This is a genomic window from Kitasatospora sp. NPDC093679 (assembly GCF_040683455.1).
Taxonomy (GTDB): domain Bacteria; phylum Actinomycetota; class Actinomycetes; order Streptomycetales; family Streptomycetaceae; genus Kitasatospora; species Kitasatospora arboriphila.
In genome coordinates this window covers 110,976-136,241 of record NZ_JBFBDW010000012.1, presented here as the reverse complement: position 1 = coordinate 136,241, position 25,266 = coordinate 110,976, and the positions used below count along the sequence as shown (strand labels likewise).

The 25,266-nt window shown below is 73.1% G+C and carries 27 protein-coding genes and 1 riboswitch; of the genes, 21 read left to right on the top strand and 6 right to left on the bottom strand.

Annotation, left to right across the window (positions count from 1 at the left end):
* Window positions 1-59 precede the first annotated feature (59 nt).
* Window positions 60-866, top strand: a complete 807-nt coding sequence (locus AB0O09_RS13445; RefSeq protein ID WP_363541740.1) for a DNA-formamidopyrimidine glycosylase family protein — start codon at window positions 60-62, stop codon at window positions 864-866.
* Window positions 867-909: 43 nt separating this feature from the next.
* Here the strand turns inward: AB0O09_RS13445 and AB0O09_RS13440 are convergent, their stop codons facing one another.
* A complete protein-coding gene (locus tag AB0O09_RS13440) occupies window positions 910-1,956 on the bottom strand; it encodes a phosphatidylinositol-specific phospholipase C domain-containing protein (protein ID WP_363541739.1) in 1,047 nt (348 codons plus the stop codon).
* 248 nt (window positions 1,957-2,204) lie between these two features.
* A complete protein-coding gene (locus AB0O09_RS13435; RefSeq protein WP_363541738.1) occupies window positions 2,205-2,567 on the bottom strand; it encodes a metalloregulator ArsR/SmtB family transcription factor in 363 nt (120 codons plus the stop codon).
* 82 nt (window positions 2,568-2,649) lie between these two features.
* A riboswitch (cobalamin riboswitch) is annotated at window positions 2,650-2,854 on the top strand.
* Window positions 2,855-2,885: 31 nt separating this feature from the next.
* Between AB0O09_RS13435 and AB0O09_RS13430 the strand changes: the two genes are divergently transcribed.
* On the top strand, window positions 2,886-4,001 hold the full coding sequence (locus AB0O09_RS13430; RefSeq protein ID WP_363541737.1) for a HoxN/HupN/NixA family nickel/cobalt transporter: 1,116 nt from the start codon (window positions 2,886-2,888) through the stop codon (window positions 3,999-4,001).
* 40 nt (window positions 4,002-4,041) lie between these two features.
* Here the strand turns inward: AB0O09_RS13430 and AB0O09_RS13425 are convergent, their stop codons facing one another.
* Window positions 4,042-4,890, bottom strand: coding sequence for a DMT family transporter (locus AB0O09_RS13425; protein ID WP_363541784.1), 849 nt, complete (start codon window positions 4,888-4,890; stop codon window positions 4,042-4,044).
* Between the two features lie 95 nt (window positions 4,891-4,985).
* On the opposite strand from AB0O09_RS13425, the gene AB0O09_RS13420 reads away from it, so the two are divergent.
* Window positions 4,986-5,561, top strand: coding sequence for an XRE family transcriptional regulator (locus AB0O09_RS13420; RefSeq protein ID WP_363541736.1), 576 nt, complete (start codon window positions 4,986-4,988; stop codon window positions 5,559-5,561).
* Between the two features lie 67 nt (window positions 5,562-5,628).
* Here AB0O09_RS13420 and AB0O09_RS13415 read toward each other — a convergent pair whose 3' ends face one another.
* A complete protein-coding gene (locus tag AB0O09_RS13415; RefSeq protein ID WP_363541734.1) occupies window positions 5,629-5,874 on the bottom strand; it encodes a type B 50S ribosomal protein L31 in 246 nt (81 codons plus the stop codon).
* A gap of 55 nt (window positions 5,875-5,929) precedes the next feature.
* Window positions 5,930-6,094 (bottom strand): 50S ribosomal protein L33, encoded by a 165-nt coding sequence (gene rpmG / locus AB0O09_RS13410; RefSeq protein ID WP_344624212.1) that lies wholly within the window; start codon window positions 6,092-6,094, stop codon window positions 5,930-5,932.
* Window positions 6,095-6,428: 334 nt separating this feature from the next.
* Between rpmG and AB0O09_RS13405 the strand changes: the two genes are divergently transcribed.
* From AB0O09_RS13405 to AB0O09_RS13385, 5 genes are all read left to right on the top strand, one after another.
* Window positions 6,429-7,535: an aminopeptidase P family protein gene (locus AB0O09_RS13405; protein WP_344624213.1), complete on the top strand. Its 1,107-nt coding sequence runs from the start codon at window positions 6,429-6,431 to the stop codon at window positions 7,533-7,535.
* A 69-nt stretch (window positions 7,536-7,604) separates the two neighbouring features.
* Window positions 7,605-8,168, top strand: coding sequence for an elongation factor P (gene efp, locus AB0O09_RS13400; protein ID WP_363541733.1), 564 nt, complete (start codon window positions 7,605-7,607; stop codon window positions 8,166-8,168).
* A 2-nt stretch (window positions 8,169-8,170) separates the two neighbouring features.
* Window positions 8,171-8,611 carry a transcription antitermination factor NusB gene (nusB, locus tag AB0O09_RS13395; RefSeq protein WP_363541732.1) on the top strand — a complete coding sequence of 147 codons (441 nt, stop codon included), beginning with the start codon at window positions 8,171-8,173 and terminating at the stop codon, window positions 8,609-8,611.
* A 175-nt stretch (window positions 8,612-8,786) separates the two neighbouring features.
* Window positions 8,787-9,611: a thioesterase family protein gene (locus AB0O09_RS13390; RefSeq protein ID WP_344624216.1), complete on the top strand. Its 825-nt coding sequence runs from the start codon at window positions 8,787-8,789 to the stop codon at window positions 9,609-9,611.
* Window positions 9,612-9,915: 304 nt separating this feature from the next.
* Window positions 9,916-10,797, top strand: a complete 882-nt coding sequence (locus AB0O09_RS13385) for a hypothetical protein (RefSeq protein WP_363541731.1) — start codon at window positions 9,916-9,918, stop codon at window positions 10,795-10,797.
* 111 nt (window positions 10,798-10,908) lie between these two features.
* Here the strand turns inward: AB0O09_RS13385 and AB0O09_RS13380 are convergent, their stop codons facing one another.
* On the bottom strand, window positions 10,909-11,412 hold the full coding sequence (locus tag AB0O09_RS13380; protein WP_014134541.1) for a transcriptional regulator: 504 nt from the start codon (window positions 11,410-11,412) through the stop codon (window positions 10,909-10,911).
* Between the two features lie 361 nt (window positions 11,413-11,773).
* Here AB0O09_RS13380 and pyrR point away from each other — a divergent pair, with 361 nt between their 5' ends.
* The 13 genes from pyrR (at window position 11,774) to rpoZ (ending at window position 25,255) form a co-directional block, all read left to right on the top strand.
* On the top strand, window positions 11,774-12,388 hold the full coding sequence (gene pyrR / locus AB0O09_RS13375) for a bifunctional pyr operon transcriptional regulator/uracil phosphoribosyltransferase PyrR (RefSeq protein WP_344624218.1): 615 nt from the start codon (window positions 11,774-11,776) through the stop codon (window positions 12,386-12,388).
* Between the two features lie 5 nt (window positions 12,389-12,393).
* A complete protein-coding gene (locus AB0O09_RS13370) occupies window positions 12,394-13,371 on the top strand; it encodes an aspartate carbamoyltransferase catalytic subunit (protein WP_030268434.1) in 978 nt (325 codons plus the stop codon).
* Window positions 13,368-14,672, top strand: coding sequence for a dihydroorotase (locus tag AB0O09_RS13365; protein WP_363541729.1), 1,305 nt, complete (start codon window positions 13,368-13,370; stop codon window positions 14,670-14,672). The genes AB0O09_RS13370 and AB0O09_RS13365 overlap by 4 nt, the downstream gene beginning before the upstream one ends.
* Complete coding sequence (locus AB0O09_RS13360) at window positions 14,669-15,229, top strand: hypothetical protein (RefSeq protein ID WP_344624221.1); 561 nt, start codon at window positions 14,669-14,671, stop codon at window positions 15,227-15,229. The genes AB0O09_RS13365 and AB0O09_RS13360 overlap by 4 nt, the downstream gene beginning before the upstream one ends.
* Window positions 15,226-16,401: a glutamine-hydrolyzing carbamoyl-phosphate synthase small subunit gene (carA, locus tag AB0O09_RS13355; RefSeq protein ID WP_363541728.1), complete on the top strand. Its 1,176-nt coding sequence runs from the start codon at window positions 15,226-15,228 to the stop codon at window positions 16,399-16,401. The genes AB0O09_RS13360 and carA overlap by 4 nt, the downstream gene beginning before the upstream one ends.
* Before the next feature lie 3 nt (window positions 16,402-16,404).
* Window positions 16,405-19,713 (top strand): carbamoyl-phosphate synthase large subunit, encoded by a 3,309-nt coding sequence (carB, locus tag AB0O09_RS13350; protein ID WP_363541727.1) that lies wholly within the window; start codon window positions 16,405-16,407, stop codon window positions 19,711-19,713.
* A 71-nt stretch (window positions 19,714-19,784) separates the two neighbouring features.
* The gene (locus AB0O09_RS13345; protein WP_363541726.1) at window positions 19,785-20,882 is read left to right on the top strand and encodes a quinone-dependent dihydroorotate dehydrogenase; all 1,098 of its coding nucleotides are present in this window, start codon (window positions 19,785-19,787) and stop codon (window positions 20,880-20,882) included.
* Window positions 20,883-21,051: 169 nt separating this feature from the next.
* Window positions 21,052-21,843, top strand: a complete 792-nt coding sequence (locus AB0O09_RS13340; protein ID WP_363541725.1) for a dihydroorotate dehydrogenase electron transfer subunit — start codon at window positions 21,052-21,054, stop codon at window positions 21,841-21,843.
* On the top strand, window positions 21,843-22,796 hold the full coding sequence (locus AB0O09_RS13335) for a dihydroorotate dehydrogenase (RefSeq protein WP_363541724.1): 954 nt from the start codon (window positions 21,843-21,845) through the stop codon (window positions 22,794-22,796). The genes AB0O09_RS13340 and AB0O09_RS13335 overlap by 1 nt, the downstream gene beginning before the upstream one ends.
* Window positions 22,797-22,911: 115 nt before the next feature.
* On the top strand, window positions 22,912-23,751 hold the full coding sequence (pyrF, locus tag AB0O09_RS13330; RefSeq protein ID WP_363541723.1) for an orotidine-5'-phosphate decarboxylase: 840 nt from the start codon (window positions 22,912-22,914) through the stop codon (window positions 23,749-23,751).
* A gap of 233 nt (window positions 23,752-23,984) precedes the next feature.
* Entirely contained in the window at window positions 23,985-24,311 is a 327-nt protein-coding gene (mihF, locus tag AB0O09_RS13325; protein WP_030268416.1) for an integration host factor, actinobacterial type, read from the top strand.
* Window positions 24,312-24,360: 49 nt separating this feature from the next.
* Complete coding sequence (gmk, locus tag AB0O09_RS13320; protein ID WP_344624228.1) at window positions 24,361-24,918, top strand: guanylate kinase; 558 nt, start codon at window positions 24,361-24,363, stop codon at window positions 24,916-24,918.
* A gap of 70 nt (window positions 24,919-24,988) precedes the next feature.
* Entirely contained in the window at window positions 24,989-25,255 is a 267-nt protein-coding gene (gene rpoZ, locus AB0O09_RS13315) for a DNA-directed RNA polymerase subunit omega (RefSeq protein WP_030240625.1), read from the top strand.
* The last annotated feature ends 11 nt before the right edge of the window (window positions 25,256-25,266 follow it).

Sequence of the window (25,266 nt, the reverse complement as noted above, 5' to 3'; positions counted from 1 at the left end):
GTCACTGGTACCTGGGATGATGGAGGGACCGCGACGGACCAGACGAGGAGCTGACGCCCGTGCCCGAGGGCCACATCATCCACCGCCTCGCCCACGAGAACCACCGGGTGTTCGCCGACCGGCCGGTACGGGTCAGCAGCCCGCAGGGGCGGTTCGCCGAGGGCGCCGCGCGACTGGACGGCCGCCCGCTGGACGAGGCCGAGGCCCACGGCAAGCACCTCTTCCTCGGCTTCGGCGAGGACTGGCTGCACGTCCACCTCGGGCTGTACGGCGGCTTCACCTTCGGCAGCGGCGGCGCTCCGGCGCCGGTCGGCGAGGTGCGGCTGCGGATGGCGAACGACGAGGGCTGGGCCGACCTGCGCGGCCCCAACACCTGCGAACTCCTCGACCCCGCGGCGAAGGAGGCCGTCCACGCCCGGCTCGGGCCGGACCCGCTGCGCCCCGACGCCGATCCGGACGCCGCCTGGCGGCGGATGGCCCGCAGCTCCACCACCGTCGCCGCGCTGCTGATGGACCAGAAGGTGCTGGCCGGCGTCGGCAACGTGTACCGCGCCGAGGTGCTCTTCCGCCTCGGCATCAGCCCGCACCGCGAGGGCCGCAGGATCACCCGCGAGGAGTGGGACGCGATCTGGGCCGACCTGGTCGCCCTGATGCACGCGGGCGTCGGCGCGGGCCGGATCGACACCGTCCGCCCGGAGCACACGCCGGAGGCGATGGGCCGGCCGCCGCGGGTCGACGACCACGGCGGCGAGGTGTACGTCTACCGCCGCACCGACATGCCCTGCCTGGTCTGCGGGACACCGGTGCGCACCGAGTCGCTGGCGGCCCGCAACCTCTTCTGGTGCCCCGGCTGCCAGCGGCGCTGAGCGCGGCCCTGCCCGGCCGTCGGCCGGGCAGGGCGACGGTCCGTCAGCCGCGCGGCAGCACCATGGACTGCACCTGGGGCAGCTTGCGCCAGTCGCTGGAGACGATGCTGGCGTGGGCGGCCGCGAGCTGGGTCACCCGGGCCCGGGCCTGGTCGGCCGTGGGGTCGGTGGAGCTGATGGCGGGCGCCACGTTGTGGGCGTCGGTCATGACCAGCAGGTAGTGGCGGGCGTCGTACCAGCCGGTGTCGACGCCGCCGACGTACGCCGAGGCGTCACCGTCGAAGACCACGAACCAGGGCCGGATGCTGGCCTCGCCGTAGGCGTTGCGCGGGTCGCCGGAGACGGCGCCGTGCACCACCGGGAAGACCTGGGCCTGACCGGCCCTGCCGGCCGCCGCGAGGTCGCGCAGGTAGCGGCTGTACTCGACGTCGGTGTGCAGGGTGTCGAAGGGGTTCCCCTCCTCGACGGTGCCGGGGATGACGTCCACCAGGACCCGGCCGGCGAGGGCGTCGCGGGTGGGCCAGTTGCCGGCCTTCGCGGCCTCGTCGAGGTTCGGGTAGCTGCCGCCGCCGGGCTTGGCGAGCAGGTCGGCGGGGCGGAAGACGGCGCTGCCGAGGTGGGCGGCTATCAGGGCGTCCAGTTGGGCCGGGCCCATGCCGCGGTTGGCGGCGAACCCGCCCTTGAGCTCCAGCTTGACGACGAGCGGGCCGCTGGACGGGTGGGCGGCGAGCCAGATCCGCAGGTCGTCGAGGCAGTACTCGAGGTTCTTGTTGGTGCCGCCGCTGTACAGCGTCGCCGGGCCGGTGGCGGCGGTGCAGTTGTTGGCGTTGCCGAGCGGGTTGGAGTGGCTGACCTTCCACTCCTTGGTGACGGTGTCCGTCCACGCGTCGAGCTCGATCATGCCGGTGCCGGTGTCCAGGCTCTGCGCGAGGAAGGGGAAGGCGGCCGGGTCGTAGGTGTTGTGGATCCCGACGGCGGTGGCCGAACCGAACGGCAGGCCGCCGCCGGTGGCGGCGCCGGACTGGTGCGCGGGGAGCAGGGTGGCGGCCGCGGCCAGCAGCCCCACGGCGAACGTACGGCGAAGCTTCACGGGTGTCTCCTCGTCAGGAGCCTGGGGACGGCGGGCCGGACGGACCGCCTCCGGAAGCATGGGGCACCGGAACGGCTTCGAGGTGACATGACAAGAAAACTTGGCTGAAGCTGACCCCCCGTCCCGCTGACAAACCGTCAGGAAGCCCTCATTCCGTGCAGGGGTCCGTGCCGTGCAGGGGTCCGTGCCGTGCAGCGGTTCGTGCCGTGCGGCGGTCGTGCCGTGCGGCGGTCGTTCCGAGCGGGCGCTCAGTCGGCGCGCCCCAGCACCCCGTGCTCCAGCACCTCGGCCACCGCGGTGTCGGTCAGCCGGTAGCGCACCACCCGGCCGTCCCGCTCGCCCTCGACCACGCCCGCGGCGCGCAGCAGCCGCAGCGCCTGGGAGACCGCCGGATCGCGCATCCCGGTGGCCAGCGCCAGGTCGGTGACGGCCAGCGGCCCGGTGGTGTGCAGGGCGAGCAGCAGCGCCAGCCGCCCCGGGTCGGCGAGCAGGCCGAACAGCTCCGCCCAGGCCCGGACCCGCCCGGTGTCGCCGATCCCGGCGATCGCCTCGCAGACCCGGTGCCCGTCGATGGTGCGGTGGCCTGCGCGATCGGCGGGGAGGAGGTGCATGGCGGCATTCTCGCAGGCCGACCGGCCGTGATCTACGACACCTGCGCGGTTGTGCAGGCTTGCAGCTGTCGGTCCGTCACCCCTACGGTGGAGCAGCCGTGGTGTTCGGGAAGACCGGTGCAGGACCTCGGGGTCCGAGTCCGGAGCGGCCCTCGCCACTGTGAACGGGGAGTCAATCCGTACCCCTCGCGGGTCACTGGGCGCAGGCGCGCCCGGGAAGGCCGGGTACGGGCACCGTCAGAACCTCCCCGTGAGCCAGGAGACCGGCCACGGCACCTCACGACGTCATTCCACGAGGTGTTGGAGCGTGAACCGCAGATGACCCTGCCCGCAACCGGTACGGCCGCGCCGCCGACCGCCCCCGGCCTGCCCGCCTTCCGCTGGCGCCGGGAGGACACCCTCCGCACGGCCGGCCTGCTGGCGGTCATCCTGGCGATGCACGTGGCCGCCTTCGGCACGCTCTTCCTGCTGGTGGTGCCGGAGCGCTACGAGGTCGGCACCCAGGTCTTCGGCGCCGGACTCGGCATCACCGCCTACACCCTGGGCATGCGGCACGCCTTCGACGCCGACCACATCGCGGTGATCGACAACACCACCCGCAAGCTGATGGCCGACGGCCGGAGACCGGTCTCGGTGGGCTTCTGGTTCGCCCTCGGCCACTCGTCGATGGTGGTGCTGATGGCCGCCCTGGTCGCGGGCGGCGCCCAGCTGGCCGGGGTGCTGATGGACGACGGCTCGACCACCCACCAGGTGCTCGGCACCATCGGCACCACCGCCTCCGGCGCCTTCCTCTACCTGATCGCCGCGCTCAACCTGGCGGCCCTGCTCGGCATCCTGCGGGTCTTCCGGGCGATGCGGGCCGGCACCTTCGACGAGGCGGAGCTCGAACGGCAGCTCGACTCGCGCGGCCTGATGAACCGTGTCCTGCGCCGCGCCACCCGCTCGATCTCCCGCCCCGGCCAGATGTTCCCGGTCGGCATGGTGCTGGGCCTCGGCTTCGACACCGCCACCGAGGTGACGCTGATGGTGATGGCCGGCTCGGGCGCCGCGGCGGGCCTGCCCTGGTACGCGATCGTCTGCCTGCCGCTGCTGTTCGCCGCCGGGATGAGCCTGTTCGACACCCTCGACGGCACGTTCATGAACTTCGCCTACCAGTGGGCGTTCTCCAACCCCGTCCGCAAGGTGTTCTACAACCTCGCCATCACCGGCCTGTCGATCGCGGTGGCCTTCGTCATCGGCACGATCGAGCTCGTCGCGGTGCTGCACGACAAGCTCGGCCTGACCGACCCGGTGAGCGGCTGGATCGCCGGACTCAGCCTGGACAACGTCGGCTTCGTCATCGTCGGCCTGTTCGTGGTGGTGTGGGCGGCGGCGATCGGCTACTGGCGGATCGCCCGGGTCGAGCAGCGCTGGACGCCCGGTGGGGCGGGCTGAGATGGCCCGCGGGCGACCGCGCCGATCGGCGGACGGGGTGTCAGCCCGCCGCCAGCAGCAGCGTGCCCGCCACCGCGAGGCCCGCGCCGAGCAGTTGGACGCGCCGCAGCCGCTCCTTGAGCAGCCCCCGGGCCATCAGGGCGGTGACCACGGGGTAGAGCGAGGCCAGCACCGCGGCGACGGCCACCGACCCGCGGTGCGAGGCGGCGGCGAAGGCGGCGTTCGCGGCGACGTCGGCCACCCCGACCGCGGTCAGTGCGGGCAGGCTCCGCCGCAGCGCCCCCGGTGCACCGGGCTCCCGCCCACGGCGCCCGGCCAGCAGGACGCCGCCGCCGACCGCCACGTTGCAGAGCCGCTGCACGCACAGCACGAGCAGCAGCCCGCCGCCGTCGGAGGCCCGGGCGACCAGGGCCATCACCGTGCCCATGCCGAGGGCCGCCGTCAGCGTCAGCACCAGCACCCGCAGGCCGACCGTGCCGCCGCCGCGACGCGGACCGCCGGCCAGGGCGACGCCGAGCACGGCGACCGCGATGCCGGCGGCCTGCGCCGGGCCGGGGCGCTCCCCGAGCAGCAGCCCGAGCCCGACCGGCACCGCGACGCCGACGGTCGCCAGCGGCGAGACCACCCCCATGGGCCCGAGCGCGAGGGCGCGGTAGAAGGCGAGGAGGGCGAACGGCCCGATCACCCCCGCCGCCACCGCGTACCAGAGGCCGGCGGAGGCCGCGCCCGCGCCGCCGACGGCGAGGAGGGCCAGGACGAGCAGGACGGCCGCGGCGGCCTGCGAGGCGACCACCACGGTCAGCGCGGACAGCCGGCGGGTGAGCGAGCCGCCGCCGTAGTCGGCCATGCCCCACAGCAGGCTGGCGGCGAGGGCGAGGAGCTGGGACAGCACAGTGGACTCCGGAGTACGGTCGGGTGGACGCTCGGTGTCCCAGCAGCTTAGGTCAACAGAGTGAACCGGACGAATCAATTCATTGGACTGGTATGCCCGACCCCGATCTGATCACCCAGGCCCTGGCGCGCAACCTCAAGCGGCTGCGCGCCGACCGCGGCCACACCCTCGACGCACTCGCGGCCCGCTCCGGGGTGAGCCGCGGCATGATCGTGCAGATCGAGCAGGGGAGGACCAATCCGAGCGTGGGCACCGTCGTCCGGCTCGCCGACGCGCTCGGCGCCTCGATCGCCCGGCTGCTCGACTACGACGAGACCTCCACCGTGCGGATCGTCCCCGACGACGAGGCCGTCCAGCTCTGGTCGGGCGCCAAGGGCGGCACCGGGGTGCTGCTCAACGGCATCGAGGCGCCCGGCCCGCTGGAGCTCTGGCAGTGGCTGATCCTGCCGGGGGAGGGGCACGGCTCGGACCCGCACCCCACGGGCACCGTGGAGATCGCCCGGGTCGAGGAGGGCGAACTCACCCTCACCCTGGACGGCCGCGACCACCTGGTGCCGGCCGGCTCCACCGCCTCCTACGAGGCGGCCGCCGCGCACGGCTACCGCAACGACGGCGAGGTGCCCGTCCGGCTCACCCTCGTGGTCTCGGTGCCGCCGCCCCCGCGCTGAGCCCGCGGGTGCACGCCGAAGCGCCCCCTCCCCGGCCGGGGAGGGGGCGCGGTCGTGCGCGGGGCGGTCAGTCGCGGCCGTACCGCCTCCGGTACTGCTCGATCCGGCCGGCCTGGTCCAGGACGCGGGCGCGCCCGGTCCAGACGGGGTGGCTCGCCGACGAGGTGTCCACGTCGACCACCGGGCGCACGGTGCCGTCCTCCCAGACCACCGTGGACGCGGACGTCAGCGTCGAGCGGGTGAGGAAGGACCGGCCGGCGGCCTTGTCGCGGAAGACGACCGGACGGTAGGCGGGGTGGATGCCGTTCTTCATGGGGGCTGCTCCTTCGGGGGTCGGTGGACGTGCCGGGCGGGGCCTGTGACCGGGCTCAGCGCTCTTCGCGGAAGGCCACGTGCTCGCGGGCGACCGGGTCGTACTTGCGCAGTACCAGGCGGTCCGGGTCGTTGCGGCGGCTCTTGCGCGTCACGTAGGTGAAACCGGTGCCGGCGGTCGACCTCAGCCGGACGACCGGGCGCAGTTCGCTGCGGGCCATCTGCTCCTCCTCGGTGGCTCCGAACCTCCGCCCCGGGCCTCTTGTCCGAAACGGAAGTCGTTTTCGTATCCGCTCCAACGCGAGCCCGGGGCGTTCCATTCCCGCCCATTCCCGCCCGGTCCCGCCCCGTCCCCGACTCGTTCGCCCCCTTCCCGTCCGCCCGTCCGTCCGCCGGTCCGTTCCCCCGTTCGGCCCCGCGCCGCCGGCCGGTCCGCGACCCGCCGTGCCCGCCCCCGCGCCCGCCGCACCACCCCCTCCGGGCCCGTCCCGGGCCGGGCGGCCCGGCCCGCCGGCTCGACGGGCGCGGGCCGTCCGCAGTTCGTAGGCTCGTGGCATGTCCGATGCGTACGCGGCGCGGCGGGAGCGCCTCAGGGAGCACTGCAGTGCGTCGGGGGTCGACGCGGCCCTGGTGACCCGCGCCTCCAACGTCCGCTACCTCACCGGCTGCCCGCCGTGCGGCGCGAGCCTGCTGCTCACCCGCGAGCGGGCGCTGCTGGCGCTGCCCGACGACCTGCCGCCCGAGGAGGGCGGCGAGCACCTGCTCGGGCCGGACATCGGCCAGCTGCTGGTGCCCGCCGACACCGACACCGCGCTGGCCGCCGCCGAGGCCGCAGGCCGGCTGAAGGTCCTCGACCTCGCCGTCGAGGAGCACGACCTCACCGTCCGCCGCCACCGCGCGCTCGCCGGCGTCGCCGAGGGCGTCCGGCTCGCCGACCTCGGCACCGCGGTCGAGGGGATGCGCGTCGTCAAGGACGAGCACGAGATCGCCGACCTGCGGATCGCCGCCGAGATCGCCGACCAGGCGCTCAGCGAACTGCTGGAGTCGATCCTCGTCGGCCGCACCGAGCGGCACCTGGCGATGGAGCTGGAACGCCGGATGATCGACCACGGCGCCGACCGCGCCGCCTTCCCGGTCTCCGTCGGCACCGGCAGCCACTCCGGCCTGGAGGCCCACCAGCCCACCGACCGGCGGGTCGAGGAGGGCGACTTCCTCACCGTCGTGCTCGGCGCCTGCTACCGCGGGTACGGCGTCTCCACCGCGCGGACCTTCGTCATCGGCGCCGCGCCGGCGCCCTGGCAGGTCGAACTGCACCGGCTGGTCTTCCGCGCCCAGCGGGCCGGACGCGAGGCGCTCGGCCCGGGCGTCTCGGAGTCCGTACCCGATCTGGCCGCCCGCGAGGTGCTGCAGGCCGCGGGCCACACCGACAGCCCGGCGCACCCGGTCGGACACGGCATCGGCCTGGAGATCCGGGAGGCGCCGCGCCTGGGACCCGCCGACATGGGTAAACTGGACAATCGCGTGCCGGTCACCGTCGGCCCGGGGGTGCACCTCCCGGGGCGGGGCGGGGTCCGGATCGAGGACACGCTCGTCGTGCGCCCCCTCGAGGAGGGCGGGCCCGAGCTGCTCACCATCACCACCAAGGAGCTCCTCGCCCTGTAGCCCGCGCAGCGGGAGGCAGGAGGCGCAGCCCTTGGTTCCTTGACAGCTATATCAGGAGTTAGTGCGCTCGTGGCTTCTACGAACGATCTCAAGAACGGCATGGTCCTCAAGCTGGAGGGCGGCAAGCTCTGGTCCGTCGTCGAGTTCCAGCACGTGAAGCCCGGCAAGGGCCCGGCCTTCGTGCGCACCAAGCTCAAGGAGGTCCTGACCGGCAAGGTCGTCGAGAAGACCTTCAACGCGGGCATCAAGGTCGAGACCGCCAACGTCGACAAGCGCACGATGCAGTACTCGTACCGCGACGGCGAGCAGTTCATCTTCATGGACATGGACACCTACGACCAGGTGCCGGTCGACGCCGCGACCGTGGGCGACGCCGCCAAGTACCTGCTCGAGGGCTTCGAGGCCCTGGTCGCCCAGAACGAGGGCGTCCCGCTGTACGTCGAGCTCCCGGCCGCCGTCGAGCTCACCATCGCCGAGACCGAGCCGGGCGTCCAGGGCGACCGCTCCACCGGCGGCACCAAGCCGGCCACCCTGGAGACCGGCGCCGAGATCCAGGTCCCGCTCTTCGTCACCACCGGTGAGAAGGTCAAGGTCGACACCCGCGACGGCAGCTACCTCGGCCGGGTCAAGTAATCGTGTCCAACGCGCGTACCAAGGCCCGCACCCGGGCCTTCCAGATCCTCTTCGAGGCCGACCACCGGGGGGTCGCGCCCGAGCGCGTGCTCGCCGAGTGGGTGGGCCGGGCACGTGAGGCCAAGCCGGGTGAGACCACCCCGCAGGTCGGCGAGTACACCATGCAGCTGATCGAGGGCTACACCGGCCACGCCCGGCGGATCGACGAGCTGATCTCGACCTACGCGGTCGGCTGGACGCTCGACCGGATGCCGATCGCGGACCGCAACGTGCTGCGGATCGGCGCCTACGAGCTGATCTGGGAGGACGGCGTCCCGGACGCGGTCGTCCTGGACGAGGCCGTCGAGATCGCCAAGGAGTACTCCACCGACGAGTCCCCGGCGTTCGTCAACGGCCTGCTCGCCCGCTTCATGGATCTCAAGCCGCAGATCCGCCGCGACTGACCCGTCGCGCCCGGGCCCCGCGCCCCGCACGGACGGCCCGAGAGGCCGCCGGACCGAACCGGTCCGGCGGCCTTCGCGCGTTCCCGGGCCGCCGTCCGCTCCCGGGCCTTCGCCCGCCCCGTGCGGAGGCGTAGGCTACTGGCGAGTAATGGCCGAGGCGAAGGGCGTACCACCGATGACCACCGCGACACGCAGCGAGTTCGACCAGGGCATCGCACTCACCCCGCACGCCGCGGAGCCCGGCCGGTACGACGCCGAACTCGGCGCGGGCTGGCAGATCGGCGGCGGCGTCAACGGCGGCCTGCTGCTCGCCGTCGCCGGGCACGCCCTCTCCCTCGCCAACGGCGACCACCGCGACCCGTTCTCCATCACCGGCCACTACCTCTCCGCCTCCCGCCCCGGCCCGGCCACCGTCCGCACCGAGACCGTCCGCCGCGGCCGGAGCCTCACCACCGGCACCGCCTCGCTCCTCCAGGACGGCGAGGAGCGGCTCCGGGTGCTCGCCACCTTCGGCGACCTCGACACCCTCGACGCCGAGGTCGCCACCAGCGCCCTGCCGCCCGTGATGCCGCTGCCGGACGAATGCATCGGCGTCGAGCACGCGCCGCCGCAGCTCATCGAACAGGCCGCGCTGCTGGAGCGGTTCGACCTCCGGCTCGACCCGGCCACCGTCGGCTGGGCCCTCGGGCAGCCCTCCGGGAACGGCCGCATCCAGGGCTGGTTCCGGCTCGCCGACGGGCGGCAGCCCGACCCGCTGCTCCTGCTGCTCGTCGCCGACTCCCTGCCGCCCGTCACCTTCGACCTCGGCCGGCCCGGCTGGGCGCCGACCGTCGAACTCACCGTCCACCTCCGGGCGAAGCCGGCGCCAGGCTGGCTCCGCGTCGCGCACGCCACCCGGAACCTGGCCGGCGGCTACTTCGAGGAGGACTGCGAGATCTGGGACGAGACCGGCCGCCTGGTCGCCCAGTCCCGCCAACTCGCCCGCGCCCCCAGGTCCTGAGGCACGGGCAACCCCCAGGGGCGCATGGGGGCATCTCCCGGCCGAAGGCTGGGGGAGAACTGCGCAGTCCGAGAGCGGGCATCCGTACGGTTCGGGCCGACCTCGAATGCCCGGACCTGTCGATCTGACCGCCCTCACATTGCGCAGTTCCCCGCGCCCCTGGGGCATCGCCCGTGCCCCTTGGGGGCGGTTGCCGCCGCCTCGTCGCTTTCGGTTACAGGGCTGTGACAACCGGTGCGTGTGCGGCCCGCGGGGATGGGGAGGAACAGGGGCGACCGACCGCACCGCCCCGCAGGAGTCGACGATGTCCCGCAACCCCCGCGCCCCCCGGCCCTCCCGCTGCACCGCCAACGCCGCCGCCGCAGGCCGTCCGCACGGCGAGGAGGCCTTCGTCACGGGCATCCTCACCAGCGCGGAGGACTTCGAGCGGGCCCGCGCCTGGCGCCTCACGGACGCCGCGGACTTCGACAGCTACCTGCTGGACACCGCCGTGCTGCTGGCCGAGGCCCGCCGGACGTACGGCACCGTGCAGGCCCGGATGTTCCACGTCGACGACTTCGCCGACTTCTGCCTGCTGCACCGGCTGGACCCGGCCGAGCCGGCATCCCGGGACCGGTACCTGGTCAATCCGCCGCTGCAGACGCAGTTGCTGCCGTACCAGGGCGAGGAGCTCGTCGGCGACTTCGTGCCGCGGTTGGTCCGCGCGCGGGACAGCGGTCTGACGCTGCGCCACGTCGAGCTGCTGCTGGACCGCGTGCCCGGCGGGGACGGCGGGGGCGCCGAGGACGCGGCGGTGCTGGTGCGGCAGGCGCATCAGCGGGGCGCCGAGCTGTTCCGTCGGATGCTGGTCGGGGCCGGGTTCGGCGCGTACCGCTTCCTGTGCGCGGTGGAGGCGCCGGGCGGCCGGCTGGAGGCGGAGGCCCGGATCCTGCACTGGGAGGACGGGGTGGTGCGGATCAACGACGAGGACCTGGACCTGGTCTGCGCGGTGCTGTGCGCGGGCCTCTACCGGGAGCTGCCGGGGGCGGCGCTGCTGCACGGCTCGCAGGGGTCGGCCGGTGCCTGCGGCGAGTACCGGCAGGTCGCGTGGGCCTGGCAGAGCGAGGGCGGCGGCTACGCGCCGGCGGCGGTCGAGCTGGACGAGGTGAGGGCCGAGCCGGGCTTCAGCCTGGGCACGGTGTGCTGACGGCGGCGGCGGCGGGGTGCCGGTGCGCGGGCCGGGGGCGGAACCACGGCGGGGCGTGCGGCAACTGCCGCACGCCCCGCCGTGACGTTTCTGCAAAGGGGGGAGAAGGGGTCAGCCCGCGTCTTCCTCGCGGACGGCGCGGCGCGCGTCCGGGTTCAGCACGCCCCAGCTGATCAGCTGCTCGGTGAGGATCGACGGCGACTGGTCGTAGATCACGGCCAGGGTGCGCAGGTCGTCCTGGCGGATCGAGAGCACCTTGCCGTTGTAGTCGCCGCGCTGGCTCTGGATGGTGGCCGCGTAGCGCTGCAGCGGGCCGGCCTTCTCCGACGGGACCTGGGTCAGTCTCTCCAGGTCGAGGACCAGGCGCGGCGGCGGCTCGGCCGCACCGCCGGGGGTGCCGCCGGGCAGCAGCTCCTGCACCGGCACGCCGTAGAACTCCGCCAGCTCGGCGAGGCGCTGCACGGTGACGGCGCGGTCGCCGCGCTCGTAGGAGCCGACGACGACGGCCTTCCAGCGACCCTGGGACTTCTCCTCGACGCCGTGCAGGGAGAGCCCCTGCTGAGTGCGGATGGCCCGGAGCTTCGCCCCGAGTTGCTTCGCGTAGTCGCTGGACATTGATCTCCCCGGACAATATTGCTTCGCGTGCAGTGAAGAGCCACGAGAGCGCGGGTGGTGACCGCGGACCGTTCGTCCGAACCGGTGGGTACGGCGCCGGTCCCGTAACTCACTGTGAGGTTACGTAGAGTGAGGTAGTCGCGTCAAGCCGAATGGGGCAGTCGTGCGAATAGCGCGGCGGCAGGCCGCCGATCGGCCCCCGGGATGCGGGCTGACCTGCGGGGACGGCAAACGGAACGGCGCCCTCCCGGAGGGTGGGGGCCGCACTGATAGCATGGGCGCGGCCCCGGTGCGCCGGGCGCCAATCCCAGACATCCTTTAAGACCCGTCCCGTGAGGCGGGGAAGGAGGTCCGCTTCGGCATGACCACAGACGGAACCACTGCGCCGCGTCCGCCCCACCAGGTGCTGGACGCCACCGACATCGCCCGGGTCGTCACCCGGATCGCCCACGAGATCGTGGAGCGTGCCAAGGGTGCCGAGGACGTCGTCCTGCTCGGCATCCACACCCGCGGTGTCCACCTCGCCCGCCGGCTGCACGCCCGGCTGACGCAGATCACCGGCCGCGACATCCCGCTCGGCACCCTGGACATCACGATGTACCGGGACGACCTGCGGCTGAAGCCAGCCCGTGCCCTGGAGCACACCGAGATCCCGGCCTCCGGCATCGACGGCAAGCTGGTCGTCCTCGTCGACGACGTGCTCTTCTCCGGCCGCACCATCCGCGCCGCGCTCGACGCCCTCAGCGACATCGGCCGCCCGCGCGCCGTCCAGCTCGCCGTCCTGGTCGACCGCGGCCACCGCGAGCTGCCCATCCGCGCCGACTACGTGGGCAAGAACCTGCCCACCTCGCTGCGCGAGGCCGTCCAGGTGCAGCTCGCCGACAGCGACGGCCGGGACGCCGTCCTCGTCGGCGACCGCGACTACACGGCCCGTTCCACCCAGGCGCTCGCCGCCGAACCGCACCTTCCGGAGTGACCCGCGTGAAGCGCCACCTCGTCTCCACCGCCGACCTCGCCCGCGACGACGCCCTGCTCATCCTGGACACCGCCGAGGAGCTCGCCCAGCTCTCCGGGCGCGCCGTCAAGAAGCTGCCGACCCTGCGCGGCCGCACCGTCGTCAACCTCTTCTTCGAGGACTCGACCCGCACCAAGACCTCCTTCGAGGTCGCCGAGAAGCGGCTCTCCGCGGACGTCATCAACTTCTCCGCCAAGGGCTCCTCGGTCTCCAAGGGCGAGAGCCTCAAGGACACCGCGCTCACCCTCCAGGCCATGGGCGCCGACGCGGTCGTCATCCGGCACCACGCCTCCGGCGCGCCGGCCCGGCTCGCCCAGTCCGAGTGGCTGCACGGCAGCGTCATCAACGCCGGCGACGGCACCCACGAGCACCCCACCCAGGCCCTGCTCGACGCCTTCACCATGCGCCGCCACCTCAACCCCGGCCCCGGCCGGGACCTCGCCGGCCGCCGGGTCACCATCGTCGGCGACGTCCTGCACAGCCGGGTCGCCCGCTCCAACGTGCACCTGCTGACCACGCTCGGCGCCGAGGTCACCTTCGTCGCCCCGCCCACCCTGGTGCCGATCGGCATCGAGAACTGGCCCTGCCAGGTCAGCTACGACCTGGACGCGGTGCTGCCGAAGACCGACGCGCTGATGATGCTCCGCGTCCAGCGCGAGCGGATGAACGCCGCCTTCTTCCCCACCGAGCGCGAGTACTCCCGCCGCTACGGCATGGACGGCATCCGGATGGCGCAGCTCCCCGAGCACGCCATCGTGATGCACCCCGGCCCGATGGTCCGCGGCATGGAGATCACCGCCGAGGTCGCCGACTCGCCGCGCTGCACCGTGGTCGAGCAGGTCGCCAACGGCGTCTCCATCCGGATGGCCGTCCTCTACCTGCTGCTCGGCGGAGCCACCCTCGCCGACAGCCCCCGCACCGACTCCTCGGAGACCGCCCAGTGACCAGCTACCTGATCCGCAACGCCCAGATCCTCGGCGGTGCCCCCAAGGACATCCACATCGCCGACGGCGTCGTCCGGGAGATCGGCGAGGGCCTGACCGTCGAGGCGGACGTCGACATCGACGCCCACGGCCTGATCGCCCTGCCCGGCCTGGTCGACCTGCACACCCACCTGCGCGAGCCCGGCCGCGAGGACGCCGAGACCGTCCTCACCGGCACCCAGGCCGCCGCCAAGGGCGGCTACACCGCCGTCCACGCGATGGCCAACACCTTCCCCGTCGCCGACACCGCCGGCGTCGTCGAGCAGGTCTGGCGGCTCGGCCAGGAGTCCGGCTACTGCGACGTGCAGCCGGTCGGCGCCGTCACCGTCGGCCTGGAGGGCAAGAAGCTCGCCGAGCTCGGCGCCATGCACGACTCCGCGGCCGGGGTCCGGGTCTTCTCCGACGACGGCAAGTGCGTCGACGACGCGGTCATCATGCGCCGCGCCCTGGAGTACGTGAAGGCCTTCGACGGCGTCGTCGCCCAGCACGCCCAGGAGCCCCGCCTCACCGAGGGCGCCCAGATGAACGAGGGCCAGGTCTCCGGCGAGCTCGGGCTCGGCGGCTGGCCGGCCGTCGCCGAGGAGTCGATCATCGCCCGCGACGTGCTGCTCGCCGCGCACGTCGGCTCCCGCCTGCACGTCTGCCACGTCTCCACGGCCGGCTCGGTCGAGATCATCCGCTGGGCCAAGGCCAAGGGCTGGAACGTCACCGCCGAGGTCACCCCGCACCACCTGCTGCTCACCGACGAGCTGGTGCGCACCTACGACCCGGTCTACAAGGTCAACCCGCCGCTGCGCACCGCCGCCGACGTCGAGGCGCTGCGCGCCGCGCTCGCCGACGGCACCATCGACGCGGTCGCCACCGACCACGCCCCGCACCCCGCGGAGGACAAGGACTGCGAGTGGGCGGTCGCCGCGATGGGCATGGTCGGCCTGGAGACGGCGCTCTCGGTCGTCCAGCAGACGATGGTGGACACCGGCCTGCTGAACTGGGAGGCCGTCGCGGACCGCATGTCGTACCGCCCGGCGCGGATCGGCCGTCTCACCGGCCAGGGCCGCCCGATCTCGGTGGGTGAGCCGGCGAACCTGGTGCTCTTCGATCCCGCGTACCGTGGTGCCGTGGATCCCGAGAGCTTCGCCACCCGCAGCCGAAACACCCCCTACCGCGGCCTCGACCTGCCCGGACGCGTGCACGCGACCTTCCTGCGCGGCCGCGCGACCGTGCTGGCCGGCGAGCTGGCCGACCGGGACGGGCTGGCGTGACCGGCCTCGCCGCCGAGCAGGCCAGGGTCACCAACTGGCCCGGTTACATCGGCTGGACGGTCGGCCTGCTGATCCTGATCGCCCTGGTCTACTGGCTGATGCGGCAGGGCTGGAACTGGCGCCGGACGCTGCAGTCCGAGCTGCCGCCGCTGCCCGCGGCGCCCGCCGACCCCGGGGCGCCGCTGCTGCGGGCGAAGGGCCGCTACCACGGCTCCACCACGGCCGGGAACTGGCTGGACCGGGTCGTCGCGCACGGCCTCGGCACCCGCAGCCTGGCCGAGCTGACCCTGACCGAGCAAGGGCTCCTGGTCCGCCGCCCCGGCGACGAGGACCTGTGGATCCCCGCCGCGGCGCTGACCGGCGCCCGGCGCGACTCGGGCATCGCGGGGAAGGTCGTCCCCGCCGGGCTGCTGGTCGTCACCTGGAACCACCGGGGCACCGCCCTGGACTCGGGCTTCCGGGCCGACCACCCCGACGAGCACACCGCCTGGGTCGAGGCGGTCGAGGCTCTGACCGAACGAACGAAGACGAAGAAGACGGAAGAGGCCGCCCCATGACCGCACCTGCCCCCACCACGCCTCGCACCAGGCGGGAGCGAGTGCCCGCCGTGCTCATCCTGGAGGACGGCCGGACGTTCCGCGGCCAGGCGTACGGCGCCGTCGGCGAGACCTTCGGCGAGGCGGTCTTCAACACCGGCATGTCCGGCTACCAGGAGACCCTGACCGACCCGTCGTACCACCGCCAGGTGGTCGTGATGACCGCCCCGCAGATCGGCAACACCGGCTGGAACGACGAGGACGACGAGTCCAAGCAGATCTGGGTCGCCGGGTACGTCGTCCGCGACCCCGCCCGGGTCGCCTCCAACTGGCGCTCCCGCCGCTCGCTGGACGAGGAGCTGGCGAACCAGGGCGTCGTCGGCATCAGCGGCATCGACACCCGGGCGCTCACCCGCCACCTGCGCGAGCGCGGCGCGATGCGCGTCGGCATCTTCTCCGGCGAGGCCCTGGCCGACGAGCAGACCCTGCTCGCCCGGGTGCTGCAGGCGCCCGAGATGAAGGGCGCCGACCTGTGCGCCGAGGTCGCCACCACCGAGCCCTACGTCGTCCCGGCGATCGGCGGGAAGAGGTTCACCGTCGCCGCCCTGGACCTCGGCATCAAGGCGATGACCCCGCAGCGGATGGCCGAGCGCGGCATCGAGGTGCACGTGCTGCCGGCCAACGCCACGATCGAGGACGTCTACGCGGTCGCCCCCGACGGCGTGTTCTTCTCCAACGGCCCGGGCGACCCGGCCACCGCCGACCACCAGGTCGAGGTGGCGCGCGGCGTGCTGGAGCGGGGCACCCCGTTCTTCGGCATCTGTTTCGGCAACCAGATCCTCGGCCGCGCCCTGGGCTTCGGCACCTACAAGCTCAAGTACGGCCACCGCGGCATCAACCAGCCGGTGCAGGACCGCACCACCGGCAAGGTCGAGGTCACCGCGCACAACCACGGCTTCGCCGTGAACGCGCCGCTGGACCGGGTCAGCGACACCCCGTTCGGCCGCGTCGAGGTCTCCCACGTCTGCCTCAACGACGACGTGGTCGAGGGCCTCCAGTGCCTGGACACCCCCGCCTTCTCGGTGCAGTACCACCCGGAGGCGGCGGCCGGCCCGCACGACGCCGCGTACCTCTTCGACCGCTTCGTCAACCTGATGGCCGGCGCCCCGGCCCGTACCACCGCTGGGAGCTGACCCGTGCCGAAGCGCACCGACATCAAGTCCGTCCTGGTGATCGGCTCCGGCCCGATCGTCATCGGCCAGGCGGCGGAGTTCGACTACTCCGGCACCCAGGCCTGCCGCGTCCTCAAGTCCGAGGGCCTGCGCGTCGTCCTGGTCAACTCCAACCCGGCCACGATCATGACCGACCCGGAGATCGCCGACGCCACCTACGTCGAGCCGATCACCCCGGAGTTCGTCGAGAAGATCATCGCCAAGGAACGCCCCGACGCGCTGCTGCCGACCCTCGGCGGCCAGACCGCGCTCAACACCGCCATCTCCCTGCACCAGGCGGGCACCCTCGACAAGTACGGCGTCGAGCTGATCGGCGCCGACGTCGAGGCGATCAACAAGGGCGAGGACCGCGACCTCTTCAAGGGCGTCGTCGAGGCCGTCAACGCCAAGATCGGCCACGGCGAGTCCGCCCGCTCGGTGATCTGCCACTCGATGGACGACGTCCTCAAGGGCGTCGAGACCCTCGGCGGCTACCCCGTCGTCGTCCGCCCCTCGTTCACCATGGGCGGCGCCGGCTCCGGCTTCGCCCACGACGAGGAGGACCTGCGCCGCATCGCCGGCCAGGGCCTGGCCCTCTCGCCGACCACCGAGGTGCTCCTGGAGGAGTCCATCCTCGGCTGGAAGGAGTACGAGCTGGAGCTGATGCGCGACAAGCACGACAACGTCGTGGTCGTCTGCTCCATCGAGAACTTCGACCCGATGGGCGTCCACACCGGCGACTCCATCACCGTCGCCCCGGCGATGACCCTCACCGACCGCGAGTACCAGATCCTCCGCGACATCGGCATCGCCGTCATCCGCGAGGTCGGCGTCGACACCGGCGGCTGCAACATCCAGTTCGCCGTCAACCCCGAGGACGGCCGGGTCATCGTCATCGAGATGAACCCGCGCGTCTCCCGCTCCTCGGCGCTCGCCTCCAAGGCCACCGGCTTCCCGATCGCCAAGATCGCCGCCAAGCTGGCCGTCGGCTACACCCTCGACGAGATCCCCAACGACATCACCGAGCAGACCCCGGCCTCCTTCGAGCCGACGCTCGACTACGTCGTCGTCAAGGTCCCGCGCTTCGCCTTCGAGAAGTTCCCGTCCGCCGACGCCACCCTCACCACCACCATGAAGTCGGTCGGCGAGGCCATGGCGATGGGCCGCAACTTCCCCGAGGCGCTCAACAAGGCGCTGCGCTCGCTGGAGAAGAAGGGCAGCCAGTTCTCCTGGGCCGGCCCCCTCGGCGACAAGGCCGAGCTGCTCGCCAAGGCGGTCGTCCCCACCGACGGCCGGATCAACACCGTCATGGAGGCGATCCGGGCCGGCGCCACCCCGGAGGAGGTGTTCGAGTCCACGAAGATCGACCCGTGGTTCGTCGACCAGCTCTTCCTGCTCGACGAGATCGCCGGCGAGCTCGCCGAGGCCGAGAAGCTCACCCCCGAGCTGCTCCGCCACGCCAAGCGGCACGGCTTCTCCGACCAGCAGATCGGCGAGATCCGCGGCCTGCGCCCGGACGTCGTCCGCGAGGTCCGGCACGCCCTCGGCATCCGTCCGGTCTTCAAGACCGTCGACACCTGCGCCGCCGAGTTCGCCGCCAGGACCCCGTACTTCTACTCGTCCTACGACGAGGAGACCGAGGTCGCCCCGCGCACCAAGCCCGCGGTGATCATCCTCGGCTCCGGCCCGAACCGCATCGGCCAGGGCATCGAGTTCGACTACTCCTGCGTGCACGCCTCCTTCGCGCTCGCCGAGGCCGGGTACGAGACCGTGATGGTCAACTGCAACCCGGAGACCGTCTCCACCGACTACGACACCTCCGACCGGCTCTACTTCGAGCCGCTCACCCTGGAGGACGTCCTGGAGATCGTCCACGCCGAGCAGCAGGCCGGCCCGCTCGCCGGCGTGATCGTGCAGCTCGGCGGCCAGACCCCGCTCGGCCTCGCCCAGGCGCTCAAGGACAACGGCGTGCCGATCGTCGGCACCCAGCCCGAGGCGATCGACCTCGCCGAGGAGCGCGGCGCCTTCGGCCGCGTGCTGCGCGACGCCGGACTGCCCGCCCCCAAGCACGGCACCGCGTTCTCCTTCGACGAGGCCAAGGCCATCGCCGACGAGATCGGCTACCCCGTGCTGGCCCGCCCGAGCTACGTGCTCGGCGGCCGCGGCATGGAGATCGTCTACGACGAGGCCTCGCTCGCCTCCTACCTGGAGCGCCACGCCGGCCTGATCTCCGAGCACCCGGTGCTCATCGACCGCTTCCTCGACGACGCGGTGGAGATCGACGTCGACGCCCTCTACGACGGCACCGAGCTCTACCTCGGCGGCGTCATGGAGCACATCGAGGAGGCCGGCATCCACTCCGGCGACTCCGCCTGCGCGCTGCCCCCGATCACCCTCGGCGGCTACGACATCAAGCGCCTGCGCACCTCCACCGAGGCGATCGCCCGCGGCGTCGGCGTCCGCGGCCTGATCAACATCCAGTTCGCGCTGGCCGGCGACATCCTCTACGTGCTGGAGGCCAACCCGCGCGCCTCCCGCACCGTGCCGTTCACCTCCAAGGCGACCGCCGTGCCGCTGGCCAAGGCCGCCGCCCGGATCTCGCTCGGCGCCACCATCGCCGAGCTCCGCCAGGAGGGCCTGCTGCCGGCCGAGGGCGACGGCGGCACGCTGCCCGCCGACTGCCCGATCTCCGTCAAGGAGGCCGTGCTGCCCTGGTCGCGCTTCCGCGACGTGGCCGGCCGCGGCGTCGACACCGTGCTCGGCCCCGAGATGCGCTCCACCGGCGAGGTCATGGGCATCGACCGGGTCTTCGGCACCGCCTACGCCAAGTCCCAGGCCGGCGCGTACGGCGCCCTGCCCACCAAGGGCAAGGTGTTCGTCTCGGTCGCCAACCGCGACAAGCGCAACCTGGTCTTCCCGGCCCGCGCGCTCGTCGAGCTCGGTTTCGAACTGCTCGCCACCACCGGCACCGCCGAGGTGCTGCAGCGCGGCGGCATCCCCGCCACCGTGGTGCGCAAGCACAGCGAGGGCGAGGGCCCGAGCGGCGAGAAGACCATCGTCCAGCTGATCCACGAGGGCGCGGTCGACCTGATCATCAACACCCCGTACGGCACCGGCGGCCGCCTCGACGGCTACGAGATCCGCACCGCCGCCGTCTCGCGCGGCGTCCCCTGCCTGACCACCGTCCAGGCGATGGGTGCGGCCGTCCAGGGCATCGACGCGCTGCACCGCGGCGACGTCGGCGTCATGTCGCTCCAGGAGCACGCGGCCCTGATCAACGCCGGCCGCAAGTAGTCCGACCACCGTGGGGGGCACCGGAGACCTTGGTGCCCCCCACAGCCTTGCTCACGCTCAGGAAGGGCGCTGTGTACAAGCTCCTGTTCGACCTGGTCTTCAAGAAGATGGACCCGGAGAAGGCCCACCACCTCGCCTTCTTCTGGATCCGGCTGGCCGCCTCCGTCCCGGGCCTTCGGCAGCTCGTGAAGGCCGTCCTCGCCCCGCGCGACCCCGCGCTGCGCACCACCGCGCTCGGCCTGGACCTGCCCGGTCCGTTCGGCCTCGGCGCCGGCTTCGACAAGGACGGCATCGGCATCGACGGCCTGTCGATGCTCGGCTTCGACTTCGTCGAGATCGGCACCGTCACCGGTGAGCCGCAGCCCGGCAACCCCGCCCCGCGGCTGTTCCGGCTGATCGAGGACCGCGCCCTGATCAACCGGATGGGATTCAACAACCAGGGCTCCGCCCGGGTCGCCGCCCGCCTCACCGGCCGGATCCGCGCCACCGGCACCCCGATCGTCGGCATCAACATCGGCAAGACCAAGGTCGTCGAGGAGGCCGACGCCACCGAGGACTACCTGAAGTCCACCCGGCGTCTCGCCCCGCACGCCGACTACCTGGTCGTCAACGTCTCCTCGCCGAACACCCCCGGCCTGCGGAACCTGCAGGCCGTCCAGATCCTCGGCCCGCTGCTGTGGGACGTCCGCAAGGCCGCCGACGAGGTCACCCCGCACCACGTCCCGCTGCTGGTGAAGATCGCCCCCGACCTCGCCGACGAGGACATCGACGAGATCGCCGACATGGCCCTCACCCTCGGCCTGGACGGCATCATCGCCACCAACACCACCATCGGCCGCGAGGGGCTCGCCACCGACGCCGCCCGGGTCGAGGAGATCGGCATGGGCGGGCTCTCCGGCGCGCCGCTCAAGGCCCGCTCGCTGGAGGTGCTGCAGCGGCTGCGCGCCCGCACCGAGGGCCGCCTGGCGATCATCTCGGTCGGCGGCATCGAGACGGCCGAGGACGCCTGGCAGCGGATCGTGCACGGCGCCGACCTGGTGCAGGGCTACAGCGCCTTCGTCTACGAGGGGCCGTTCTGGATGCGCCGGGTCCACAAGGGCCTCTCCGCGCGCCTGAGGGCCTCCGGGCACCGGACGATCGCCGACGCCGTCGGCACCGCCAAGGCGTAGCGCCCGCGCCCCGGGCGCACCGCCAGGGGCGCGGGGAACGGGACGGGGCGGGAGGATCGTGGCGTGACCTGCGGGCCTCCCGGCGAGTTGCAGGTGTGGACGCGGGACTCCTGGCGCGGACGTGCGCCGCGCGCAGGGGCGTCCCCGGATCGATCGAGAGGTGTCGGACATGGCCCATCCGGTGCGGTGGCGGGCGGAGGTGTACGGGTGCACGGCGGAGGGCGCGTACCACCGCCTGGTGCTGGAGGTGCCCGAGGCCGCGTCCCGCGCCCGGCCGGGCCACTTCGCCTCGCTGGCCGGCGACCACGCGGTGGTCCGCGAGGCCGTCCCGATCGCCCGGGCCGACGCCTCCGCCGGCACCCTGGAGCTGCTGGTCGCCGACGGCCCCCGCAGCGGGCCGCTCGACCTGATCGCCCCGCTCGGCACGCCCTTCCCCGTCCCCGACGCACCCGTGAGGGCGCTGCTGGTCGGCCACGGCCAGCACGCCGCCCCGCTGCCGGCCCTCGGCGAGCAGCTCACCGCCCGCGGCGGCCAGCTCGGCTACCTGCTGGGCGCGCCGACCGCCGCCGGCCTGCACGGCGTCGACCGGGCCCGGGCGCTCACCCAGGACGTGCTGGTGGTGACCGAGGACGGCTCGGCCGGCCTCACCGGCCTGGTCAGCGACCCGGTCGCGCAGGCCGCCCGGGCGATCGAGGCCTCGGTGGTCTACGCGGCCGGCCCACCCGACGTCCTCGCACTGACCGCCGCGGCCGTCGCCGACCTCGGCATCCGCTGCTGGGCGCTGCTCGCCACCGACCTGCCCTGCGGCACCGGGCTGTGCGCGGCGTGCGTCGTCCCGGTGGTCGGCGCCGACGGCGTCAGCCGGTTCGCCCGGGTCTGCACGGAGGGCCCGGTGTTCGACGCCACGCGGGTCCGCTGGGCGGACATCGGGGCGGTGCCGGCCGATCTGGAGGGGGCCTGATGGACCCGCAGGACGTCGACCTCACCGCGCCCTTCGGCCCGCTGACCCTGCCGAACCCGCTCACCACCGCGGCCGGCTGCGCCGGTCCCGTCCGCGAGCTCGCCAAGTTCGTCCCGCTGGACGCGCTGGGCTCGGTCACCACCCGGACGATCATGCCGCGGCCGCGGGCCGGCCACCCCACGCCGCGGGCCGCCGCCACCCCGGCCGGGCTGCTCACCGCGCTCGGCCTGCCCGGACCCGGCATCGACGCCTTCGTCGAGAAGGAGCTGCCCTGGCTGGCGGAGCGCGGCGCCCGGGTGGTGGTGTCGATCGCGGGGGAGCGGATCGAGGAGTTCGCCGCCCTGGCGGCCCGGCTCGGCGGACTGCCCGGCGTGGTCGGCCTGGAACTGAACATCGGCGGCCCCAGCCACGCCGACCTCGGCCTGGTCTTCGCCGCGAACCCGGCGATCTCCTACGACCTCGTCCGGGCGGTGCGCCGGGCGGCCCCCGCCGACCTGCCGGTCTACGCGAAGCTGGCGCCCGACGTGCTGTCGATCACCGACATCGCGGCGGCCTGCGTCCGGGCCGGCGCGGACGGCCTGTCCATGATCAACACCGTGCCCGGGATGGACATCGACCCGGACACCCTGCGCCCCTCGCTCGCCGCCGGGCCCGGCGGGCTCTCCGGACCGGCCGTGCGGCCGGTGGCGCTGCGCTGCGTGCACCTGGTGCACGCGGCGATGCTGGCCGGACGCCTGCCCACCGTGCCGATCCTCGGCATGGGCGGGATCACCGACGGCCGGGACGCGCTGGCCTTCGCCGCGGCCGGCGCCGGCGGCGTCGCGGTCGGCTCCGCCCTGCTGCACGACCCCACGGCCCCGCTGCGCATCCTCGACGAACTGCGCACCGAGCTCGCCTCCCGCGGCCTCGCCGCCTTCACCGACGCCGTCGGCCTGGCCCACCGGCGCGACTGACACCCCACCCCGACCCGGCACCACCCCTGCACACCCCGTACGACCCGCACGCCCTGTACGCCCTGTACGACCCGCACGAGACCCGTACGACGACCCCGACGACCGGAGGACACCCATGACCACCCTCGCCCCGTTCGGCGCCCGCCTGCGCCACGCCCTCGACACCCGCGGCCAGCTCTGCGTCGGCATCGACCCGCACGCCTCGCTGCTCGCCGCCTGGGGCCTCGGCGACGACGTCGCGGGTCTGGAGTCCTTCTCCCGCACCGTGGTGGAGGCGCTGGCCGACCGGGTCGCCGTGCTCAAGCCGCAGGCCGCCTTCTTCGAGCGCTTCGGCTCGAAGGGCATCGCCGTCCTGGAGCGCTGCACGGCCGACGCCCGGGCCGCCGGTGCACTGGTCGTGATGGACGCCAAGCGCGGCGACATCGGCTCGACCATGGCCGCCTACGCGGAGACCTTCCTCGCGCCGGGCAGCCCGCTGTTCTCGGACGCGCTCACCGTCAGCCCGTACCTGGGCTTCGGTTCGCTGCAGCCGGCGGTGGACCTGGCCCGCGCCAACGGCTGCGGCCTGTTCGCGCTGGCGCTGACCTCCAACCCGGAGGGGGCCGAGGTGCAGCGCGCCGTCGCCGCGGACGGCGAGAGCGTGGCGCAGGGCGTGCTGCGCCGGCTCGCGGCGGAGAACGCCGGCGCCGAGCCGCTCGGCTCCTTCGGCGCGGTGGTCGGCGCGACCCTCTCCGAGGCGGGCGCGGACCTCGCGATCAACGGCCCGCTGCTCGCCCCCGGCGTGGGTGCGCAGGGCGCCACCGCGGCCGATCTGCCGAGGGTCTTCGGCGACTCCGTGCGCAACGTCGTGCCGAGCGTCAGCCGCGACGTGCTGAAGCACGGACCGTCGGTCGCGGCACTCCGAGAGGCGGCGGAACGATTCGCCCAGGATGTGAGCGGCGTCACAAAGGGCTGATCAACCGTCGCTGAGAGCGGTTGATTTGCCCGGAAAAGTCCTGTGTCTGCCCCGGCTGACCAGGACTTTTCGTGTTCTTTTCCTGACGTGGCGGCCTAAGTTGGGTAGTGTCCGGCGGTAGGTCACCGGAAGGCGACGGAATTCCGCCGCCGCGCAGGTCAGAGCCTGCTCTCCGGAGGCCGGGCACCACCAGTCATAGCTCATCCCTTCCATCCATACCTGAGGTGAACGGCGTGGCTCTTCCGCCCCTTACCCCCGAACAGCGCGCCGCTGCGCTCGCCAAGGCCGCCGAAGCTCGGCGGAAGCGCGCCGACGTGAAGAACAAGCTCAAGCACTCCGGTGCGTCGCTGCACGACGTGATCAAGGCCGGCAAGGCGGACGACGAGGTCATCGGCAAGATGAAGGTCTCCGCCCTGCTCGAGAGCCTGCCCGGCGTCGGCAAGGTGCGCGCCAAGCAGATCATGGAGCGCCTCGGCATCTCCGAGAGCCGTCGTGTGCGCGGTCTCGGTACCAACCAGATCGCCTCCCTGGAGCGGGAGTTCGGCGGCGCGGCCACCTGAGCCGAGCCCCCTGGTCCCCGGACGGTCCGCGATCCGGGATAATCGGTGCATGAGTGAGCGTCCGCGGCTGACCGTGCTCTCCGGCCCCTCCGGGGTCGGCAAGAGCACGGTCGTCGCTCATATGAGGAAGATGCACCCCGAGGTCTGGCTCTCGGTGTCGGCGACGACCCGCCACCCGAGGCCGGGCGAGAAGGACGGGGTCCAGTACCACTTCGTCGACAACGACCAGTTCGACAAGCTGATCGCCAACGGCGAGCTGCTGGAGTGGGCCGTGTTCGCCGGCAACCGCTACGGCACCCCCCGGCAGGCGGTCCAGGACCGGCTCGACCGCGGCGAGCCCGTCCTGCTGGAGATCGACCTGCAGGGCGCCCGGCAGGTGCGCGAGTCGATGCCCGAGGCCCAGCTGGTGTTCCTGGCCCCGCCGAGCTGGGACGAGCTGGTCCGCCGCCTCACCGGCCGCGGCACCGAGCCCCAGCACGTGATCGACCAGCGGCTCGACGCGGCCAAGGTCGAGCTGGCGGCCGAGACCGAGTTCGACACGACCCTTGTCAACACCTCCGTCGAGCAGGTAGCGGCCGAACTGCTAGCCTTGCTCGGTGTAGTCTGACCCGATCGGCTCGTCGAGCCGCTCGTCAGACTGTGTGAGACCGACAAATCCACTTTCGGAAGGTTTTCGCGTGTCCTCTTCGATGACCGCGCCCGAGGGCATCATCAACCCGCCGATCGACGAGCTCCTCGAGGCGACGGACTCCAAGTACAGCCTCGTGATCTACGCCGCCAAGCGCGCCCGCCAGATCAACGCGTACTACTCCCAGCTGGGCGAGGGCCTGCTGGAGTACGTCGGCCCGCTGGTCGACACCCACGTGCACGAGAAGCCGCTGTCGATCGCGCTGCGCGAGATCAACGCCGGCATGCTCACCGCCGAGGCGATCGAGGCCGCCTGAGCCTCCCCCTG

Coding starts and splice junctions, on each gene's coding strand:
- AB0O09_RS13435 (WP_363541738.1), bottom strand. CDS start 2,567: ATGCACCTCCTCCCCGCCGATCGCGCAGGCCACCGCACCATCGACGGG.
- pyrF (WP_363541723.1), top strand. CDS start 22,912: ATGACCACCCTCGCCCCGTTCGGCGCCCGCCTGCGCCACGCCCTCGAC.
- carA (WP_363541728.1), top strand. CDS start 15,226: ATGACCGCACCTGCCCCCACCACGCCTCGCACCAGGCGGGAGCGAGTG.
- gmk (WP_344624228.1), top strand. CDS start 24,361: ATGAGTGAGCGTCCGCGGCTGACCGTGCTCTCCGGCCCCTCCGGGGTC.
- AB0O09_RS13385 (WP_363541731.1), top strand. CDS start 9,916: ATGTCCCGCAACCCCCGCGCCCCCCGGCCCTCCCGCTGCACCGCCAAC.
- pyrR (WP_344624218.1), top strand. CDS start 11,774: ATGACCACAGACGGAACCACTGCGCCGCGTCCGCCCCACCAGGTGCTG.
- AB0O09_RS13430 (WP_363541737.1), top strand. CDS start 2,886: ATGACCCTGCCCGCAACCGGTACGGCCGCGCCGCCGACCGCCCCCGGC.
- AB0O09_RS13415 (WP_363541734.1), bottom strand. CDS start 5,874: ATGAAGAACGGCATCCACCCCGCCTACCGTCCGGTCGTCTTCCGCGAC.
- AB0O09_RS13420 (WP_363541736.1), top strand. CDS start 4,986: ATGCCCGACCCCGATCTGATCACCCAGGCCCTGGCGCGCAACCTCAAG.
- AB0O09_RS13340 (WP_363541725.1), top strand. CDS start 21,052: ATGGCCCATCCGGTGCGGTGGCGGGCGGAGGTGTACGGGTGCACGGCG.
- AB0O09_RS13335 (WP_363541724.1), top strand. CDS start 21,843: ATGGACCCGCAGGACGTCGACCTCACCGCGCCCTTCGGCCCGCTGACC.
- AB0O09_RS13405 (WP_344624213.1), top strand. CDS start 6,429: ATGTCCGATGCGTACGCGGCGCGGCGGGAGCGCCTCAGGGAGCACTGC.
- AB0O09_RS13380 (WP_014134541.1), bottom strand. CDS start 11,412: ATGTCCAGCGACTACGCGAAGCAACTCGGGGCGAAGCTCCGGGCCATC.
- AB0O09_RS13390 (WP_344624216.1), top strand. CDS start 8,787: ATGACCACCGCGACACGCAGCGAGTTCGACCAGGGCATCGCACTCACC.
- rpmG (WP_344624212.1), bottom strand. CDS start 6,094: ATGGCCCGCAGCGAACTGCGCCCGGTCGTCCGGCTGAGGTCGACCGCC.